This window comes from Mesorhizobium sp. WSM4311 (assembly GCF_002295115.1).
Taxonomy (GTDB): Bacteria; Pseudomonadota; Alphaproteobacteria; order Rhizobiales; family Rhizobiaceae; genus Mesorhizobium.
This window is the reverse complement of the sequence record NZ_NSFV01000013.1, coordinates 96,990-116,033: the sequence shown is the minus strand read 5'-3', so window position 1 is coordinate 116,033 and position 19,044 is coordinate 96,990. Positions and strand designations below refer to the sequence as shown.

12 protein-coding genes and 5 pseudogenes are annotated in these 19,044 nt (G+C 59.6%); 10 read left to right on the top strand and 7 right to left on the bottom strand.

Annotated elements, in window-relative coordinates:
* Positions 1–11 precede the first annotated feature (11 nt).
* From CK226_RS27480 to CK226_RS27455, 6 genes and pseudogenes are all read left to right on the top strand, one after another.
* Entirely contained in the window at positions 12–671 is a 660-nt protein-coding gene (locus tag CK226_RS27480) for a response regulator transcription factor (RefSeq protein ID WP_024505389.1), read from the top strand.
* Positions 668–1,996: a HAMP domain-containing sensor histidine kinase gene (locus tag CK226_RS27475; RefSeq protein ID WP_063169275.1), complete on the top strand. Its 1,329-nt coding sequence runs from the start codon at positions 668–670 to the stop codon at positions 1,994–1,996. Before CK226_RS27480 ends, CK226_RS27475 begins: the two co-directional genes overlap by 4 nt.
* A 1,401-nt stretch (positions 1,997–3,397) precedes the next feature.
* Positions 3,398–3,670, top strand: coding sequence for a hypothetical protein (locus tag CK226_RS35150; protein ID WP_024505391.1), 273 nt, complete (start codon positions 3,398–3,400; stop codon positions 3,668–3,670).
* 276 nt (positions 3,671–3,946) lie between these two features.
* A pseudogene (locus tag CK226_RS27465) lies at positions 3,947–5,251 on the top strand (pitrilysin family protein); the annotation flags it as partial.
* A 9-nt stretch (positions 5,252–5,260) separates the two neighbouring features.
* A complete protein-coding gene (locus CK226_RS27460; protein ID WP_128311092.1) occupies positions 5,261–6,526 on the top strand; it encodes a pitrilysin family protein in 1,266 nt (421 codons plus the stop codon).
* 385 nt (positions 6,527–6,911) lie between these two features.
* Positions 6,912–8,417, top strand: coding sequence for an NAD-dependent succinate-semialdehyde dehydrogenase (locus CK226_RS27455; protein ID WP_245437863.1), 1,506 nt, complete (start codon positions 6,912–6,914; stop codon positions 8,415–8,417).
* Between the two features lie 784 nt (positions 8,418–9,201).
* Here CK226_RS27455 and CK226_RS27450 read toward each other — a convergent pair.
* Complete coding sequence (locus CK226_RS27450) at positions 9,202–9,717, bottom strand: DUF2285 domain-containing protein (protein ID WP_224570032.1); 516 nt, start codon at positions 9,715–9,717, stop codon at positions 9,202–9,204.
* Positions 9,718–10,510: 793 nt separating this feature from the next.
* Between CK226_RS27450 and CK226_RS27445 the strand changes: the two genes are divergently transcribed.
* Both CK226_RS27445 and CK226_RS27435 read left to right on the top strand, forming a co-directional pair.
* Positions 10,511–10,966, top strand: a complete 456-nt coding sequence (locus CK226_RS27445) for a transposase (RefSeq protein ID WP_256748481.1) — start codon at positions 10,511–10,513, stop codon at positions 10,964–10,966.
* A gap of 763 nt (positions 10,967–11,729) precedes the next feature.
* A complete protein-coding gene (locus CK226_RS27435; RefSeq protein ID WP_082826569.1) occupies positions 11,730–11,975 on the top strand; it encodes a tyrosine-type recombinase/integrase in 246 nt (81 codons plus the stop codon).
* On the opposite strand, the gene CK226_RS27430 is transcribed toward CK226_RS27435, so the two are convergent.
* The 3 genes and pseudogenes from CK226_RS27430 to CK226_RS35770 all read right to left on the bottom strand — a co-directional run.
* Positions 11,941–12,570 (bottom strand): hypothetical protein, encoded by a 630-nt coding sequence (locus tag CK226_RS27430; RefSeq protein WP_063169279.1) that lies wholly within the window; start codon positions 12,568–12,570, stop codon positions 11,941–11,943. The two genes, CK226_RS27435 and CK226_RS27430, sit on opposite strands and share 35 nt — an antisense overlap.
* 192 nt (positions 12,571–12,762) lie before the next feature.
* Positions 12,763–13,076 (bottom strand): annotated as a pseudogene (locus CK226_RS27425) (ATP-binding protein); the annotation flags it as partial.
* Positions 13,077–13,086: 10 nt separating this feature from the next.
* Positions 13,087–13,620, bottom strand: a pseudogene (locus CK226_RS35770) (IS21 family transposase); the annotation flags it as partial.
* 516 nt (positions 13,621–14,136) lie between these two features.
* On the opposite strand from CK226_RS35770, the gene CK226_RS34540 reads away from it, so the two are divergent.
* Positions 14,137–14,496 carry a hypothetical protein gene (locus CK226_RS34540; protein ID WP_126066776.1) on the top strand — a complete coding sequence of 120 codons (360 nt, stop codon included), beginning with the start codon at positions 14,137–14,139 and terminating at the stop codon, positions 14,494–14,496.
* A 569-nt stretch (positions 14,497–15,065) separates the two neighbouring features.
* Here the strand turns inward: CK226_RS34540 and CK226_RS27415 are convergent.
* Positions 15,066–16,382: a HipA domain-containing protein gene (locus tag CK226_RS27415; protein WP_063169281.1), complete on the bottom strand. Its 1,317-nt coding sequence runs from the start codon at positions 16,380–16,382 to the stop codon at positions 15,066–15,068.
* Positions 16,372–16,671: a helix-turn-helix transcriptional regulator gene (locus CK226_RS27410; RefSeq protein ID WP_210326673.1), complete on the bottom strand. Its 300-nt coding sequence runs from the start codon at positions 16,669–16,671 to the stop codon at positions 16,372–16,374. Before CK226_RS27410 ends, CK226_RS27415 begins: the two co-directional genes overlap by 11 nt.
* 650 nt (positions 16,672–17,321) lie before the next feature.
* On the opposite strand from CK226_RS27410, the pseudogene CK226_RS35145 reads away from it, so the two are divergent.
* Positions 17,322–17,818, top strand: a pseudogene (locus CK226_RS35145) (aldehyde dehydrogenase family protein); the annotation flags it as partial.
* A gap of 512 nt (positions 17,819–18,330) precedes the next feature.
* Here CK226_RS35145 and CK226_RS27390 read toward each other — a convergent pair.
* Positions 18,331–18,791: pseudogene (locus CK226_RS27390) on the bottom strand (OB-fold nucleic acid binding domain-containing protein); the annotation flags it as partial.
* Positions 18,792–19,044: the final 253 nt, after the last annotated feature.

Below are 19,044 nucleotides of genomic sequence, written 5' to 3'. Positions count from 1 at the left end.
TCGGCAGCCTGATGCGAATACTGCTCATTGAAGACGACGACGACCTTAGAAGTGCTGTGCACGATCATTTGGTGGCTGGTGGCCACGCGGTCGACTGGGCCGAGGGCCTGTCCGGAGCGCGCGGTCATGCAGCTGTGGCCGGCTACGACGTTATTTTGCTCGACGTTCACCTGCCGGACGGCAATGGCATCGACTATCTGCGGGAGCTGATCAAGGGGCTTGATACAACGCCGGTCATCATTCTGACAGCCCGCGATCGGATTTCGCATCGCATCGAGGGGCTCAACGCTGGCGCCGACGACTATTTGGTCAAGCCGTTCGATCTGGGGGAACTCTCGGCACGCATCCGTGCAGTGGCACGTCGCCAAGGGCATTTTCCGGAGCCGCAATTTTCGGTTGGGACGCTTTCCATACAGGCAGCCGAGCGACGCCTCTTCCGCGACGGGCAGGAGGTCCACCTGTCTGGACGCGAATGGGCGGTGCTCGACTGCCTTCTACGCCGGCCCGGTTCGGTCGTTTCAAAGGGGAGGATCGAGCACGCGCTTTATTCATTCAATTCGGAGTTCGAGAGCAACACAGTGGAGGTTTATGTCAGCCGGCTCCGCAAGAAGATCGGCGGGGATAGAATAGCAACCGTGCGTGGCTCCGGATACAGGCTCGTGGTCACATGACGAACTCGAACAGCATGACGAGAAAGCTGATATCGTGGTTAGGCGGGGCAACGCTCCTGGTTTGGATCGCCGCCCCAACCATTGCTGCGTTCATTTTTTGCAATAATGTAAACGAAAGTTCGGATGACTTGCTCCAGGGGAGCGCAGAGTACAGAGAACCAGAGCTGATCAAGGTCTTGAATGGAAAACACGTTGATCAATACAATAACCACTTGCCAACTTATGAAAAGTACTGGACCTATCGTGAGCAGGTTATTAATAAGTACGGGGTAGTGCTTATTTCTGAACCGGAAGAGGGTCAGCAGCCCTTCCCTGATGCTCCCCTGAGTAACGGCTTTTGGCGAAACGCTGATTACCGCGTCTACACAGAGGAGATCCAAGACGGCGTGTATCATCAGTTGGCCGAACCGCTTGATGGCCGCCGTACCACAATCGCGAAGGGCGCACTTTTTGTCTTCCTTCCGACACTCGTGCTCCTGCCCTTTAGCTTAGCTGTTTGGTGGATCGTGATCCGGCGCTCGCTGCGGCCAATCGAGGTACTGCGACAGCAGATCGGATCGCGCGACGGCGGCAATCTGTCACCAATGGACTTGGGCGATTTCCCGGCAGAGTTGGCTCCAATCGCGGCATCCGTCAATCGGCTTCTCGATCGTCTGCGGGCGGCTCTCGAGGCCGAACGCGAGTTCGCCGCAAACAGTGCGCATGAACTGCGCACGCCGATCGCAGGTTCAATCGCTCAGATGCAGAGATTAGTGGCCGAGCTTCCCAATGGGTCGGCCAAAATGCGTGCGCGCGGCATCGAGCAAGCGCTGTCGAGCCTTGGCCGCCTTGTCGAAAAAGTGCTTCAGCTCGCTCAAGCCGAATCGGGGGTTGGCATGGCGGATCACGCGATCGATCTTGTCCGATCGGTTCGGCTGGAAATCGATGACCTGAGGAAAAAGCCGCAATATGCCGGACGCCTGCATCTTAACGTCGACGGCTGCCCCACTTTGATGCGCAAAGTGGATGTCGATGCGTTTGGGATCCTCCTTCGTAACCTGATCGAGAATGCGCTGATACATGGACTGCCCACTGTTCCGACAACAGTTTCCGTCCAAACTGATGGAACCATCGCTATTGCAAACGCCGGACCGGTGGTGCCCCTCCCCGACCTCGAAGGGCTTACAAAGCGATTTAGTCGTGGTGCTACTCCTGCTGCGGGCTCAGGCCTTGGTCTACATATCGCTAACATGGTTATCCAGCGGATCGGTGGCAGTCTAGAGCTTGCGTCGCCCGCCCGCGGTCGCAATGATGGTTTCGAGGCGATCATACGAATTCCTCAATGACACCGGTGAATTCGACGACAGTTGGACACAGGGCGGATTGCTGGCAAGGCTGCTGACAGGGCGAACTGTACGGCAGTATGTATACGGCGTAGAAATCGTACTTCACACAACGCATTTCGGCCGCGGCAATCAATGCCGCTATCATCGTCTGAGCAGTTCGATCGAAGCGACACGACATGATCGGCAAAATCGAAGGCTCCGCCTCACCGCTCGCTCGATTTCGCCCGGGGAGAAAAAAGGCCATCCGAGAAAGTGCAAGCCGCCGCGCAAAGGCGACGTGTCCAATTGTCTGGGTGCCCCTGTGCGCCGGCCCGATCGGGTTGGCGCAGGTCCAGTAAGGACCCGGACCAACCATTCCATTTAGACGACCGGCAGGTTTTAATCGGCGTCCGGATCGCCGTCCCAAAATGCCCCAAGTATACGGCTAGAAAGGCTGCCAACGATCGAGCTTTGGTCGGAGGCGTGCTTGTCAGCGTCTTGGGTGCTTGACCGGCCTTTGCAATGGCCATCGCCATCGCAAGTATCGTGCGTGGCCAGTGAGACCGCAATTTCATCAGCCTGGAGCCGACCGTATCGGTGCTTTTTTATGATTTAGGGATTTTTCGTTTTCCTCTTGGATCATCACGGGTTTGGAGAGGATCTGGTGTTAAGTGCCATTCGGAGCGCCGGCGAACGGCCCGAAATTAATGTGGTCGAGTGATGAAGCCTCCCGAATGCGTTAAACGAGACCCTTTATGGCGGCCCTGGCTGACAACAGTCTGAAAGCTGCAAGCGGCATGCGAAAATGGGGCGATCCTGAATGACGACAGATGCTATCAACATGAAAGAGGCTCGCCCTGAAAGCTGAGCACGCTTTATGCTCAGGCTGCTGACAAGGCCAAAGCAGCGTAAGTGCGTAGTGAAATCCAAGGTCCACATGGGTCGTCGCGCGTCCCATGCGCCTGGGAAGGCGCCGGCCCGGCCAAGCTTTCCCAGCTCGTCCGCATGATGCTTCGCTGAGCGTCAATGGACGTTGGCGCGAGACCAAGGCGTCGTGCGTTGCAATCCGGACGGTCCAGGGTATCAGGAGTTTCACGGCCTCGGCCCGCTTGGCTGGCCACAGTTGAAGCTCCAACGTACCGGCTGGCACCGGGAAATTGGGCTCTGCGCTGCCTCAACGCTGATGGCACGGTCAATGCTTGCCTACCGATGGGGCCGCCCATGCCGTGATGCTGTCGGTCGACGTTCGCAAACCAGACCCTCGCGAGACCCAGCGAAGGGGCTCGCCGGTACGACGAGGGACCTTACCTCTTTATGCGCGGCATCATTATCGAGGATGACATGTTGCCTTACACGTCGTCCCTCGCGCTCGGGTCTTTGTGGGGCGGATGAAGTCCTGATCGCGGTGGCACTGCTGCATGTTTGCGTAAGACCCATCCAGTCACGATCGCGCTGTCCTTCGATGTCGCGGTGCTGATAGGCGGGCAGATCGGTGTGCGCGGCGCCCGCCAAAGGATCGTCGTCACGCCGGAGGAGGCGAGCGTCATAGCCGGCGCGCCGGCGAAAGGCGCTTTCTGTCGGATGCCCGACAATGTCGGATATCGCAAGTATCAAGGTTGGATCAAACCTTGCGAATCGGGGCTTTCTTACTTGGCACGGGGCATGCTCAGGTATCCGCAAACACCCAATGGATAACGAGCAGACTTCCCATGGCCTCACCATGCCGAAAGTTTCCCGGACGCATCCAAAGATGAGGCTCGCGTCAGGCCCAGCAACACGCTGACGGCTCATGTGGCTCGGCGTCGCGTGCCGATCCACTTTCTCCCAATAGGCGTTCGGGAGACATAGATCCTTCAAAATGAGGAACAGATCACTTTGCCAGGAACGCAGCCCATAACCCCACTCTCCCTACCAGAACTACCAAGCAAGCCCCGCACTCATGGGCTTCGCAGGACGTCCGTTGCGTCCGAGTTGGTCGGCGCGGGGCCGGCTCCGATCCCCGTCGCATGGGAGGACGGCAAGGCGAGGGATTTCGTGCTCGACAACGGCATGGAGGTGGTCGTCATTCCCAACCACCGGGCGCCGATCGTCACCCACATGGTGTGGTACAAGATCGGCAGCGCCGACGAGCCGCCGGGCAAATCCGGCATCGCCCATTTCTTCGAGCATCTGATGTTCAAGGCGACGACCAACCATGCGGGCGGCGAATTCGACCGCGCAGTGTTCGAGATCGGCGGCTCCAACAACGCCTTCACCTCCTCCGACTACACCGCCTTCTATCAGACAGTGGCGCCGTCGGCGCTCGAGCTGATGATGAGCTTCGAGGCCGACCGAATGCGAAACCTCATCCTGACCGACGATGTCGTCAAGACCGAGCGCGATGTGGTCATCGAGGAGCGCCGCTCAAGCACCGACACCAACCCGCAGGACGTTCTCCATGAGGAGATCGACGCGACGCTGTGGCAGAACCACCCCTATCGCATCCCGATCATCGGCTGGATGCAGGAGATCGAGCAGCTGAACCGCGTCGACGCCACCGTCTTCTATGAAAAGTACTACTGGCCCAACAACTCCGTGCTGATCGTGGCCGGCGATGTCGAACCGGACACGGTGCGGGCGCTGGCCGAAAAGACCTATGGCAAGGTGGCGCGCGGACCTGACCTGCCGCCGCGCATCCGGCCGGTTGAGCCCGAGCAGAACACCAGGCGCACCGTCACGCTCTCAGACGCCCGCGTCAGCGTGCCCAGTTTTTCGACGCAGTGGGTGGTGCCGTCCTACCACACCGCCAAGCCGGGCGAGGCCGAAGCGCTCGACCTGCTGGCCGAAATTCTCGGCGGCGGTAACCGCGGCCGGCTCTACCAGGCGCTCGCTGTCCAGCAAGGTATCGCTTCCAGCGCCCGCGTCTATTTCCAGGGCACTATGCTCGACGACACCAAGTTCGCCATCTATGGCGCACCGCGCGGCGATGCCAAGCTGGCTGATCTCGAAGCGGCGGCCGCTGCCGAAGTTGCCCGCATTGCCGAGGATGGTGTCAGCAACGAGGAACTAGGCAAGGCCAAGGACCACTATTTGCTCAATATGATCTTTGCGGAAGACAACCTGGACTGGCTCGCCAGCATCTACGGCTCGACGCTGGCCACCGGCGGTACCGTGAAGGATGTCGAGGAACGGCCGAATCGCATCCGCAAGGTTACCCCCGAGCAAATCAAAGCAGTTGCCGCCCGCTATCTCGCGTTCGACCGTTCGACCACGGGCTATCTCTTGCCCAAGACGGAGAATCAAGAGATGACGCTCGGCGCTCGGCCCCATGCTGCGATGAACATCCAGGAGGTGAAGTCCGAAAAGGGCATCATCGCCTGGCTGGTGGAGGACCACACAGTGGAAATCGTCAACATCGGCTTTGCCTTCAAGGGCGGCACCAAGCAGGACCCGGTCGGGAAGGAGGGGATGGCCAAACTGATGGCCGGCCTGTTCATCGAAGGCGCTGGCCATTACGACAGCGGTGCCTTCCAGGTGAAGCTCGACCATGCCGGCGCCGAAATGAGTTTGGACGCGCAAAGCGACGACATCTACGGATCGATGTGCATGCTTTCCAAAAAGCAGGACGCGGCGTTCGGCCTGCTTCGGCTCGCGCTGAACGCGCCGCGCTTCGAGCAGGGGCCGATCGATCGCGTCCGCGCCGAGATTGTCTCCCGCATCGTCGGCAGCGAGCGAGACCCTAACGCCATCGCTCAGCGCAAATGGCTGCGCGCGATCTATGGCGCGCATCCTTGTTCAAGGCTGGGAGAAGGCACAAAAGAGAGCCTGCCCGGCATCACGCCGTCCGACCTCCGCGCCTTCCACCAGGCCATTTTCGCTCGCGACGGGCTCCATATTGCCGTGGTGGGTGACATTGACGCGAACACGTTGAGGGAAAGGCTTGACCAGCTGTTTGGTGATTTGCCTGAGCAACAAACCCTCGTCCCCGTCTACGATGTCGCGCCGAAACTCGGTCAACTGGTGGAGGAGAACTACGACCTGCCGCAGACTTCGCTGACGTTGGCCTGGCCTGGCGTGAAGCCTAGCGCGCCGGATTTCTACGCGGCCGTGCTGCTGAACGACATCCTTGGCGGCTCATACTTGACTTCCCGCCTTTACGAGGAGGTACGTCAAAAACGCGGCCTTGCCTATCACGTCAGCTCTGAACTAACCCTTGACTCGCTTCTGGTTACGACAGAGACACGCTCGGACTGCGCTGCCCAAACACTGAGCATCGTGCGAGATGTGGTAAAGCAGATGGCGCAGCAAGGACCGACCGGGGCCGAGCTCAAGGCGTCGAAGAAGCACCTGATCGGCGCCTATGCCATCGACCAACTGGGCTCGACCCGCTCGATTGCAGACCGGCTCCTGGATTTGCAGATTCACAAGGCCGACGTCGACTACAACCAGCGTCGCGCCCGCAGCATCGGTCGGGTGACGCTCAAACAGGTCAAGGCGGCGGCCAAAAAGCTGCTTTCGGCCGAGCCCGCCATTTTGGTGGTCGGCCCGCCGCTGGGCGGCAAGGATGAGTAAAGAAACTCATCTCACCTTCCTTCTTCATCGGGGCTTCTCGTGGGAAGAGCGAATGTGGAGGCCCGTGGGCCAAGCAGATCATGCAGACGCGCGGAGTCGTTTTCGCCGACCTTGCGCGGCATTGGCGGTCCGGCGGCCTCTCGCCGAAATGGCGCTCCTCAGCATGTATGCCGCCTTTTTGCAGAATTCAGTCGCATGCCACCAGCAGGCATGGTGGATGAAGCAAACATCCGACTGCTTAATCCATCAATTGATGAACCGCGGGCACTCAAACTAACGAAACTGCTGTCTTTTCATCGGGCTAGCGTGGTCTACCAGCTGCTTTGCCGAGGCCCTACGACGAACCCACTGGTGCAGAATACACACTGACGGCCTGTCGACCTGGATGTTCGCTGCGTTGAGGAGGAATCCGGTATTGCCCCTGTGCCTGCCGATGATCCGCCGTCTGAAATCCCCGCACCTGTTTGGAGCCATCGACCGCCTGCCGGCACTCGGCAGACCAGTTGGCAATAAGACGTTCGAGGTCGTCAATCCGTCGACCGGCGAAGTTTTGGCAGAGCTTCCCGATATGGGCGTGGAGGAGACACGTGCTGCGGTAGACAAGGCCTATGTTGCGCAGTCGGGATGGGCCGCGTTGACGGCCCGAGAACGTAGCGACGTTCTTTGGCGATGGCATCAGCTGATCATCGACCATGCAGGCGATCTCGCCGCGATTCTGACTGCGGAAATGGGCAAGCCGCTTGCCGAAGCCATTTCAGAGGTATCGCATGCGGCGGCGTATCTGCAATGGTATGCCGAGGAGGCCAATCGCGTCTATGGCGAGACGATCTCGGCACCCTCGACAGACCGCCGAATGCTAGTGATCAAGCAGCCCATCGGCGTTGTTGGCACGATCACGCCATGGAATTTCCCGGCCTCCATGGTGGCGCGCAAAATCTCGCCGGCCTTGGCTGCGGGCTGCACAATCGTGCTCAAGCCCGCTGAACAGACGCCGCTCGTGGCTGGCGCAATGTTCGCCCTCGCCCATCAGGCCGGCTTTCCCGATGGCGTGGTCAACCTGATCTATGCGTCCGAAGGTGATCGCGTGGGCCGTGAACTCTGCACCAATTCCAAGATTCGAAAGATCAGCTTCACCGGTTCGACCGAGGTCGGACGGCTGCTGATGCGTCAGTGCTCTGACCAGATCAAGAAGGTCAGCCTTGAACTCGGCGGCAATGCACCTTTCATCATCTTCGATGATGCCGACATTGACGGTGCTGTTGACGGTGCGGTCCAGGCGAAGTTCCGCAATGCCGGCCAGACCTGCGTTTCCGCGAACCGCATTTACGTCCAATCGAGCGTTCACGATGAGTTCGTCAAGAAATTCGTGGAAAGAATCCGGCACTTGTCGGTTGGCGACGGATTCGATGCCGGAGTGGACATCGGACCGCTCATCGACAAGCATGCTCTGGCCAAGATCGAGTCTCACGTCGCAGATGCCATTGCGAAAGGCGGCACAATACGATGCGGGGGCCAGCGTATCGGCAAGAATGGCACGTTTTTCGAACCCACGGTCCTCACCGAGATTTCCAGCGTCATGGCAGTCGCGCAAGAGGAGACATTCGGGCCGCTCGCGCCGATCATTCGCTTCAACGATGCGGATCAGGTCGTGCGCGAGGCCAATGACACGATATACGGCCTCGCCGCATACTTCTATGCCTCAAACCTGAAGCGGGTCTGGCGTGTGGCAGAGGCTCTGGAATATGGCATGGTTGGCATCAACACGGGACGCATGTCCTCGGAGGCGGCACCGTTTGGCGGGATCAAACAATCCGGCATCGGGCGGGAGGGTTCCCGTCATGGCCTCGAGGACTATCTGGAAATGAAATATCTTTGCATGGGCGGGATTTGAAACCTGCTGCACTGTCTCTCCGCCCCACCGGGGGGCGGCCTGCGGTCAATGCCGCCACCTAATTGGAAGTTCCAAACGCCGTTGACCTGAAACACGGATGCCCGGCAGGAGACTGAGCTCGCTGTCGGGCCGGACATGCCTTGGGAGGGCATAAGTCAGCGCTCCTAGGGCCGATGGGCCACTCAGTTCGTGCGCCTTTTGCCGATTGCGTTGCATGTGCCGTGCCAAGCCAAAAAGCATTGATAAACCGCCGATGGATCAGCTTTTGCCCTGTTGCGCATTCTACATTGTGGGATATGCGACAATGCCCAAGCGGTTGAATCGTCGTGTTGCAGAACCCCAGACGGGTCATGACTGCTATTCTTAGGACAGTGCGCAGCAAGCCGCTACTCGCTGCACTCCAGGCACACCATTTCCATAATCAAGCGGTGGGTGCTATGTTGACCGAGCTGTCGACCAGGGAACGGTGTGAGGCCTCAGATCCCTCCATATTGTTGCACCCGCCGGTCCAACAGGACTGCAGGTCCGGCCTCAAAGGATCTTGGCTGCTATGGCGACATTGCGGTGCACGCCGCTTTCCGACCAATGATGTGCGTCCAGGTCGAGGCCGGCCCTAATGAACCACCGCCTTGGCACCCTCGCCCATCTCATTTCGGCATCGACAAGCTAGACCAGAGCGCACTTGCAAGGCGCCATGCAGTCCTGTCGGCGGGCGAACTGTTGGTGACGGGTACAGCTGCGAGCGAACGTTCATCCACCGACGCACAGCGCGGACTGTCGCTTTTCAAATTAGGAAATCTCTGTAGCCACCATTCATGAGCGCGCGGCCACGCGAGACGGCCCGACGGATGCGGTCGCGCAGATGATCGCGAGGATCCGCCCAGTCGGCATGGACGCGCCGTTGACCGATGAGAACTTCGGCGAGCTCGCGATGAGGTGCTCCGGCGAGCGAACCGTCGAGCGCACGAAGAACGAAGGACAAACGAACGCCGCGCTTTTCCGGCGCAAACAAGCGGGGGGGCAACTGTTGCCCTAGACTGAGAGCATTGAGGCACTCCAGTCCCCTCAGTCGATGCTTTAAAAGCACCGCGGGCCAGATGGCTTGCGTATGCAGGCAAACAGGGTGGAGGATATTCGCGCCCGAGACGGCGAGCTGCAGCGCGTGGTCCGCATTGCGAAGAAGAACATGCTGGCTCTTGTCGGGCGCCAGCAGGACGATTGCACGACAGGGCAATGCCGAGAGTTCGAACGGCGGTGTCGGCGACGAGGCAGGCAACCGTTCCGCAATGACCGGCAGCACATGGACGCACCAGAGCGGACACCAGAATACGACCGAAGCGCGGCCACAAGACTCCGCGAAACAGAACACCCCAGCGTGACAGGTCGCCGGCCGACGCGACCATATCGAGAAAGGATTGGAGAGACCAAGTCTTGCAATGCTGGCGCGCAGCGGTCAGATCGCGCTGGAACGCTGGATTGCGGCGTAAGAACTCCCAAGCCCACTCCCGCAGCGTCAGGCCAGCGGTGTAGTCGTATGATCTTTCATCCCGCCAATCGGCCTGATCCGCGCCAGTCAGGAGATTCATGACTGACATCCCCTGCCCGCGCCTGCGTGCGTCGAAACATTATGCCACTTCGCAAAGCATCGGCGAAGGCAGCAGACGTCGAAGACCCCGTTTCGTTGAAGCGTCAGCCATCGCCACTGTCGGCGACAGAAGATGTGCCCAAATTGCCACCAGACCGTCGAACTGGCACAGCGACGGCCAGCGCGACCTGGAATTGATCCCGTAACGGTCATCGGCTCCTGCGTCGCGATCCAGACGTCCCTTGAAGGCGCAGTAGCGCGGCAGTGGATCGCACGCTGCTTGTCGGCAAGTTGTCGTAGCGGCGGCGCCATAGGCACGGTCATCGGAGGGTCTCCTGCGGCAAGCTTTCGCCATTGGAGGCCAATCTCCCCGCTAGGGCAGCCTGTGCAGTTGCACAGGTGAAGCGGATCAATCAGGGGGAGCCATGGCGGAAACTGGATGATGGCGGCTTGAGGAGAGCGGCGTATCGAGGCGGGTGATGAAGCCTGCCAGTACCTCTCAAGGAGAGTGATACGCCATGAACGAGACTATCAACACATTGTTCGCCTTCGTCAGCCCGACGAAATCGATGATACCCTGACGGATGTACTTCGCAGCGGCGCGCGCAAATTGCTTGCGCATGCGATCGAGATGGAGGCCGAGGCGTATGCCAAGGCGGTCGACTGCCTGACGAAAGATCATATTGCGTCGCTGGCGCTCTACGATTTCCCCGCCCAACACTGGGATCATCTGCGAACGTCCAATCCCATCGAAAGCGTCTTTGCAACCGTTCGCTATCGCACGGTGCGTACCAAGGGCTCGCTATCCTCGAAAACCGCCCAGCTGATGGTCTTCAAGCTGTTGGCCGCGGCCAGGAAGTGGCGACGATTGAAAGGACAAAATCAGTTGCCGAAACTCATCGCAGGTGCCAGGTTCCTGGACGGAATCCAGGTCATCGAAACGAAGCCGCAGAGCGCCGCTTGATCAGCCTCGTCACCCAAATTCCAGCATAGCTCCATCGGAACTGCCAGCCTTCCTTGCCGATCAGGCGCATATCAGCGCTGACGATACCGAGGACGGCGATGGCGGTCACCTCCAGGCCGCCGAGTAACGACCCTCAAAACACCGCACTGGTCGAGGCCAGCCTGAACCGGTATCTTGTGCCTGCCCTCGGGAGTCGCTCTATCCACCATGTGATCGACACCGACATTGCTAACATCACCAAGAAGATCGTCGCCGGGGGTCACCCGCAAGCGGCTAACACGGCCTTCTGGTGTATGCGGGCATTTTTCAACTGGTGTCGCAAACCGCCGCAACGGCTCATCCGCGGTTTCCCCGCGAGGGATTGGAAAATCCGGATCCGGCCCCGATCGTCAAGCGCAAGCGAGTGGTGAACGATGCCGAACTGGCGGCTATATGAACGGGCTGTGAGCCCGAACCGGGCGATATCGGCTATTCGTTCGGCTCCATCGTCAAGCTGCTCATTCTGACCGGACAGAGGCGTACGGAAGTTGCCGCGATGCGTTGGTCCTCAACCTTGAAGCCGGAACATGGAACTATCGGGTGACCGCACGAAGAACGAAGAGCCTACGCTTATTCCGCTGTCCACACTGGCGGTGTCGGTCCCCCAGACGGTACCGAAGACCAATGACACGTTTTTTTCCCTGCGAGGGGCAACGAAAGAAGCCACTTCTCAGGCTACGCGAAGGGCAAGAAGGCTCTAGACGGCAAGGTCAATACTGACGGGGTGGCTTTGGAGAACTGGACCCTTCACGATCTGCGCAGGACGCTCGCGACAAATCTCGGCAGGCGGCAGGTATTGCCACACGTCATCGAGCACATACTGAATCACAAGGCGGCGTCCTTGACAGACATTGGCGAAATCTACAATCTCTATAGCAACGTCAAGGAGAAGCGCGAGGTGTTGCAGATGTGGTCAAATCACATCGAATGGCTGATCAAGCAGGCTGCGGATGACGCTCTGGCGGCGTAGCTGCTGGCATGGGCGGAAGATGCGGCGCAACAATCGTCAGAGCCTCATCGAATTGGAGAGCATGCTTGACCAGCAAATGCGCGGCCAATGCTTCGATGGCCGACCAGTGATCGAGTACTAGCCGGGCCGTGCAATCTTCGATCCGCCCCCAATCGGGGCGGCGCGGCATCAGGAACCGCAACTCACCATAGATTCGCTTGGCATCCGCGTAGTCGCTGCTCCCCTCATTCCCATCGGACGCATTCATCGCCATATCGCGCGGGTCCAGATAGCCTTCGAATGCGGATTCTGCAAAAGGACCTGCCAGACACGCAACTATCTCCCGGATCGCATCATCGCGTTCCAAACATCGATCCATATCGTCCTCGAAAATCGGCTTTCGCTTCGAGGTGAATCCTTGCGCTGAATAAAAACCCGCGCCTTCGACAACACCACCGCACTCTCCGTCACCGACGTCGGGGTAAATACTAACACTTGAGAAAGCAGGGAGTTCACGGTCGTCGTCGAACGTCTGACGGTGCAAAACGATGGCGGCCACCGCGTGCCCGGCTTCGTGATGCGCCACAAGCGGCAGATATTGGGAGGCTACATTCATGCGGTGCGGCTCTCAGGTCTAGTTTGCTTTTGCGCATAGGACCGCAATTGTCGTGCCAACTGGGAAAATCGTTTCGGGCAATGCGATCGCTCCGATAGCGTTGCGTCTCCTGTCTGACATTGTTGGGAAGTCGACACGCGCCCGTCGCAATGCGGTCGACCTTCCGCGCGAGTTGGGTGACCCGTGAAGGCGGCCGACCAGGACGATGTTGCGCTGATCGGCGACGAAGGCGCGGCCGGGCGAGATCGCGCATCAGGGGGTGACCGGCGTGTCGGCGAAGTCGAAGTCGTCGATGTCCTTGGCCAGCGGCAACTTGGCGACAGCGAACTGGTATTTGATGGAGCGGGCCTGCTTCTCCGATATCTCGGCCTGCAAGAGATCACCGACAATCCTGGGCGGCTCGTGCCGTCGCTTGATGGCGACGCGCCCATGATCTCGTCATAGGCTCTGCGCATTCCGTAGAGCTTCAGCGCTCCCATCAGTTCCAGTACCTCGGTGCGTTCCATGGCTGTTTGTCCTCCTGAGACTGTCATAGCGGGTGCAGTCGGCGACCGCTCGTGAGCTAGCTTCAGCGCTTGGGGAATGGAAAGGATCGTGCCCGGCGCCGGATCGCGGCTGCGGGCCAGGATGTTGAGGATCACCGGCGCCGACGATGCACCGTGCTCGATGGCTTCCTGACAGGCGGCCTCGACCGCGCTCAATCCGTCGGTCAGCACCCAGGTGAGGATCAACACCATCTGCCGGTCGACGTCATCAACCGCCTTGAGCTGCGCCGCACCTTCTCCATTGCCGACCGCACGACCCAGCCAAGGAACGGCGCGCGCCGTGTGCCAGGGATCGTAGGCGACCTCGTTGCGGCCAAAGGAGCGAACGTGTTCTCCCACGACCACGCCATCCTCTGGCGGATGCGATCCGATCGACATAAGCATGGATCTCGATGGGCCGACCGACGGCACTCGACAGCACCGAGTATTTGTTGTTGTCGAAGCGCACCGTGCAGGTCTTCGACACCGACGGGGGAATGCAATGGAAGCCGTCGAAGCGACCGGCAGCCGCTCCCGCTGCGGCTTGGCCGCATTCGCCGACAGCAGCCGGTCCCGCGTCTCACGCCGAGCTCCCATGCGGGGATAGGGCTGGTGCTTGCGCTCGTAGCGGAACTGCGTCTCCTCAGAACGCAGGACCTTGCGCACCACCTTGCGCGAGATCTTCAGCTCACGGCAGATCGCTTTGATCGACTTCCCCTGGACCAGCGACAGCCGACGTATCTTTGCAATCGTCTCTAAAACCAACATCCAAAACACAAATGCCTCCGATCAAGCCGGAGGCATCTTGATGACCCCATCGTTAAGGGGTCCCGTTTGGACGAAAATCACCCTTTAAACAGGGTCCCCATTCCACGAAAAATCAATGCACTACCTTCCAAAGCTGCGAGAGATCGCCACCGACCGCTTTGAAGGGGCTTTCGGCGGTCTCGTCAGCGAGGTTGTGGCATGAAGAAACATCAATCCACAGCATTGGGCCGAAGCATGCCACGGGCTCATGCCGCGGGAGAGCGGGAAGATATTCTTGAAAGAAGAAGCGGTCTCCGACATCAATACCGACAGGATGGGCAGCTTTCTCACATCACTTGAGGTCGAGCGTGGCAGTTGCGACCCGCAATGCAAGGCTGGCGGCGATGCATGCCTTTGCGCGGTTCCTGATTTCGGAGCACCCCGAATATTAGGATACGCTGCAACTGGTGGTGACACTTCCCTTCAAGAGGGCGCGTGGGTGGCACCTGTCGAATATCTCGATGAGCCCGGAAATCAAGAGCGTCCTGGCGCGTATCGTCCGCCGCACGCCTTCTGGACAGCGGGATTACGCTCTGTTTTCGCTGATGTTCAATACGGATGCACGAGTTCAGGGATCCTGAATCTTCGATTGTGACCTTCGTCTGGTATCGCCCTGTCCCGCCGAGCAAAGCAACGACCGCCCCACACTGCTCACCCGGTTCGGTGTTCCATACTTGCTGCGCACACATGGCTGCGGGCGAAGGAACCACCATGGCGGAAAAAAGCATCCATCATCGCCCTTTGCGGGACACGACGGCCATCCACCTCGTCAAGGCGGGTGTTGACATCGCCACCATCAGTCGATGGCCAGGCCACTCGGGCTGAACTAACGATGCGCTACGCCCAGGCCGGTATCGATATGAAGCGGCAAGCGCTCGAACAAGGCTTCCCCGACGTGATGTCATCGGCAAAAGATCAGACGATCATCGCTTTGATGGCTGGATGTTTGGCTGGCTGCACCGCTTGTAGACGCTCAGTTATGTGGAGTTGTATCGCGGGAAGTCGCGCGTCTTGGGCTTTTGCGGTGTCAGCTCCACATCTCTCCGCAGTGCACGTTGTCACTGTTGAAGAGCCGTTTGTTCAATCTTCGTCCTGGCACGGCAAGGGTTGTCGATATTGTGGGCGTCTTGCGCTTGCCGAGCTTGTCCGAAATCCAGCGCCGGATCAGGCGTGAACACTGTTGCGTAGTTCGTCAGCCAGAGCGCGGAGAACGTCGGCGCTTCCTTCCAGCGCCGTAAAAGCGTAGGGATTGAGGAACTGTCGGCCCCAGAACAGATTGCGATCTGTGCCGGATAGCGTAGCTTCCTCGCTGACACGCGGCCAATTCTCCGCAATGCATCGGAGCTGGCCTTCAACAATCGCAAGAGCTTCCGGCGCGCTGAGCAGGAAGTGATGCGCCGCTTCAAGGCAGGACGCTATCCGGCTCATGCGGTTATTGCCGCTGATGAGCATGGCCTGGCTGGCCTCCTGGCCACTGCGGGCCTGCGGACAAATATCGTACGCAGGCGTGAGGGTGAGCTTAGCGCCGTCCCAGAATGCCGCATGGTTGCGGGCATGATCGTCGGTGTTGCCGCAAAGTATGTTGAAGACAATGCGGCTGAACAACTCGCGCAGAGTTTCCGACGGCGCGGTGAATCGGTGGCGAATGATCTCCGCCAAATCCTGGTAGCTGGCGTAACGCGCCATCATCTCATCGAGCGCGAGCATCGTCAGCGCTGAGACCATGGATTTGCGTTGCCAGCCGCCCGTGACCTTGATCCGGTCGAATCGCTCGACGAGCAACACGTCGTTGCCTGCGGCGCGAACGAGCGAGACGGATGCCGCTCTGATGCCGCACAAGGCGGCAAGCCGCATGGCTATGAATTCTCCTTTGACGACGCTGTAAAGGTCGGCAGACGAGGAAAATTTCGCGACATGCTTGACGGCGTCACCCTCGATCAGCGCCTTTGGCCTTGCGCCGCCGATCGAGCTGCCGTGATGCAGCGCCTGATCTAATTCGGGGGTGAGCGGAATACCTTTCTCTACCCGCTCCGCCGATTGGACAAGCTCTTCGAGAGTGGCATTGGCCAGTGCGCGCGGCTCGTAATGCATTGGCGAAAACTGAAAATCGAGCGCGCCGATGCGGTCCGAGCCTGATTCCAGCAAGAACGTCAGTTCTGAAATATCGAGCCGCGCGATTTCATCGCCCTTCACACCGAATTTGCGGTTTAGGATAACCCGTCGTCCCCAGGCATCAGGGGCAGCATCGCGGATGCATCCCGGCATGGTTAGGCCAGGAAGCAAAGGCAATTCGCCTGCCTTCAGGGGCAGTTCCGGGAGATAAAGCGGGATCGCGCTTCCCAGTTCACGAAAGCTCCTGCCATAGTTGAAGCTGACGAGTCCGTCATGGGCATATAGCCGCCCGGCGACAACCGGCGCGGTCTCGCCCGGCAGCCAGACCCAGACATAGGCTTCGTCGTACTTGGGGACCTTAGAACTCATCGACGATCTGCTTGCCGGCCTTGTAGACGTGCTTCGGCAGCAGCGCGATGCGATCGTCCATGCGGCCTGTGAGGGCTGTGATGCCATTGCCGTCGGCATCGAACAGCTTCACACCGACAATGGCAGCAGCTTCGAACATCAGTCCGATTTCGACTTTGGGATCGCCCTTCTCGATGCGCTGCAGGGTGCTGCGTGAAACACCGATTCTCTCGGCTAACTCCTGTGCGGTTAACCGGTGCTGCATCCGGCCAAGCCGGATGGTCTTACCGAAAAGGCCAAGCGCTTCCATCGCGTAGCGCGAATAGGTGCGTTTATACGTTGCCTTCATTCGGGTCTCTGTGACCTATGCATGATCCATATCGCCTTCTTTCGAACTTTATATAGGTAATGTCACAGAGCGACTGCCAAAGTCAAGACTCCGTATCGCAAGCGTTACCCATCCGAACGAGGAAGGCGGATATTGCCGACGGCTCCTGCACAACCGGCCAGCTCTGCGCGTCTCGGGCGAGGCGGAGATCTGGCGCTGGATCGCGGACAGCCTTGAGACGCCTCGCATGAGTCATTCATGGGCGGTCCCTGGTGCGGGGCCGCGGCGCTCGACTGCTGGCCGACATTCTCGGCGGCGGGACCCGCATCCGGCTACACCAGCACTTTTCGACCGCATACGCGCCCAGCTTCTCTCCGAAATCATTGCCAATGAGCGCGAACCTCATGCGATCGCCGAGCTGGCCTGGCGGCGCGGAATCTACGCACGCATCCGTATTCGAGACCGCCCAAGGGAGGCTGACTAGCGTAACGCCCTCCGATCTAAGCGCCTTCCACAAAGCCGCTTTCGCACGCGACGGGCTGCATGTGGCGGTCGTAGGCGACATAGATGCCAAGCCCTGAGAGTAAGGCTCTACCAGCTGTTCGGCGATTTGCCTCAGAAACTGGCGCTTGCCGGCGCGAACCAGTGGTATCGCGAGGGCGAGCACGCCGAGCGCTTTTCCTCCGCCCTCCACTGACCACAGACCCGCACGCAACGAAGCCGCGCTCGATCTTATCGTGGCGTGGCTAGGTGCAATGTTTGCTCTCGCCATCAGGCCGGCTTTCCCGATGGCGTGGTCAACCTGATCTATGCGTCCGAAGGTGATCGCGTGGGCCGTGAACTCTGCACCAATTCCAAAGATCAGCTTTACCGGTTCGAACGAGGTCGGACGGCTGCTGATGCGTCAGTGCTCTGACCAGATCAAGAAGGTCAGCCTTGAAACCGGCGGCAATGCACCTTTCATCATCTTCGATGATGCCGACATTGACGGTGCTGTTGACGGTGCGGTCCAGGCGAAGTTCCGCAATGCCGGCCAGACCTGCGTTTCCGCGAACCGCATTTACGTCCAATCGAGCGTTCACGATGAGTCCGCCGAGAAATTGTGGAGAAGGTCCGGCACTTATCAGTGGTCCGACGTCTACTCCCGGAGCGAAGCCGTCGCCAACCCAAGATCGAGTCCCACATCGCAGATGATAATTCGATGCGGGGCCGAACGATAAATATGCATGCTTTGGCCACCCCGAGGCAGGGCTCATTGAGATGATCCGACCGCCTTGGAACAAAGATGGGGTAGAGCAGATGAAGCGTTGGCAGCGTGTCTCCATTCGACGCGAGCGCTTAGGATGGGATCACGATCATTCGCATCACGCGCAGCCGCAAGGGCGATGCCATGGCTACTTTGGAATCGTTGAAGTGGTTTGAGCCGGACAGTCACAAATACACCCGTTACGCCGCGGCTCAGGAAACGGGGCGGCGTCCGGCGGTGGAGGTGCTCGCTGACTTAAAAAGGGTGCGGGCAGTCGTTGCGCTTGAGAGCGACGACATTTGGGATCCGGCACGGGGTGACCTGCTGCCAATCGGCAGTTAACAGGGTCCGACAAAAGTGTGCACAACATGCTGCTGAAGTGGCCTCCGGAAGCGCTACCGGAAGTTACGCGTCTTGAACTTGATAGGGTCGATATGGTCATACTGCATCGACGATGTCGCGCCCCTTCGGCATGCCGCGCGGATCGATGCCCGATCCGCCGTGATGAGCCTCGTCCCTCGGCCGTGCGGCAACGGAAACGGCGTCTTGCGGTTTCCCACGCTGGCCAGCCCGGCCGACAGATCGGTCAGCTCGTGGGCGACGAGGTGCACCACCTCCTCTTCCGTCGGATGCGTCCGCGGACGCCGAGCATGGCCGAAGCAAGAAGCACGCGCCGGAATTTCTCGAGAGATCTTGACCCAGACGACGACGTTTGCCGCACCCGTCTCATCCTCCAGAGGAACATGAAGCCTTTGGCCGAGCCCGGCCGCTGCCGGACCAGCACCAGGCCGGCGGCCTCGAGCCAGCTTCTGCCTCGCGCCTGCATAGCATCCTGACAGGTCACGGTGCGGCGCCGGTTAGGCGGCACGCCGATTTTGGCAACGCTAGCCTGTGAACTGAAGAATGAAGGTCGGACTTGCGGCACATCGATTAGGTTCAAATGATAAGTTGCTGCCCGGCGAGGTCGTTTCAGCGCATCTCGACTGGTGGGTCGGCAAGACAATGCGGAACGGAAATGATCGCAGGCGTAAAGGACGGCTTTCGGGGCCGGAAGCTTCAGGCCTGGAACCGGACCCCAGTTTGGCGCAAGCATCGTGGCCTCCGCCCGG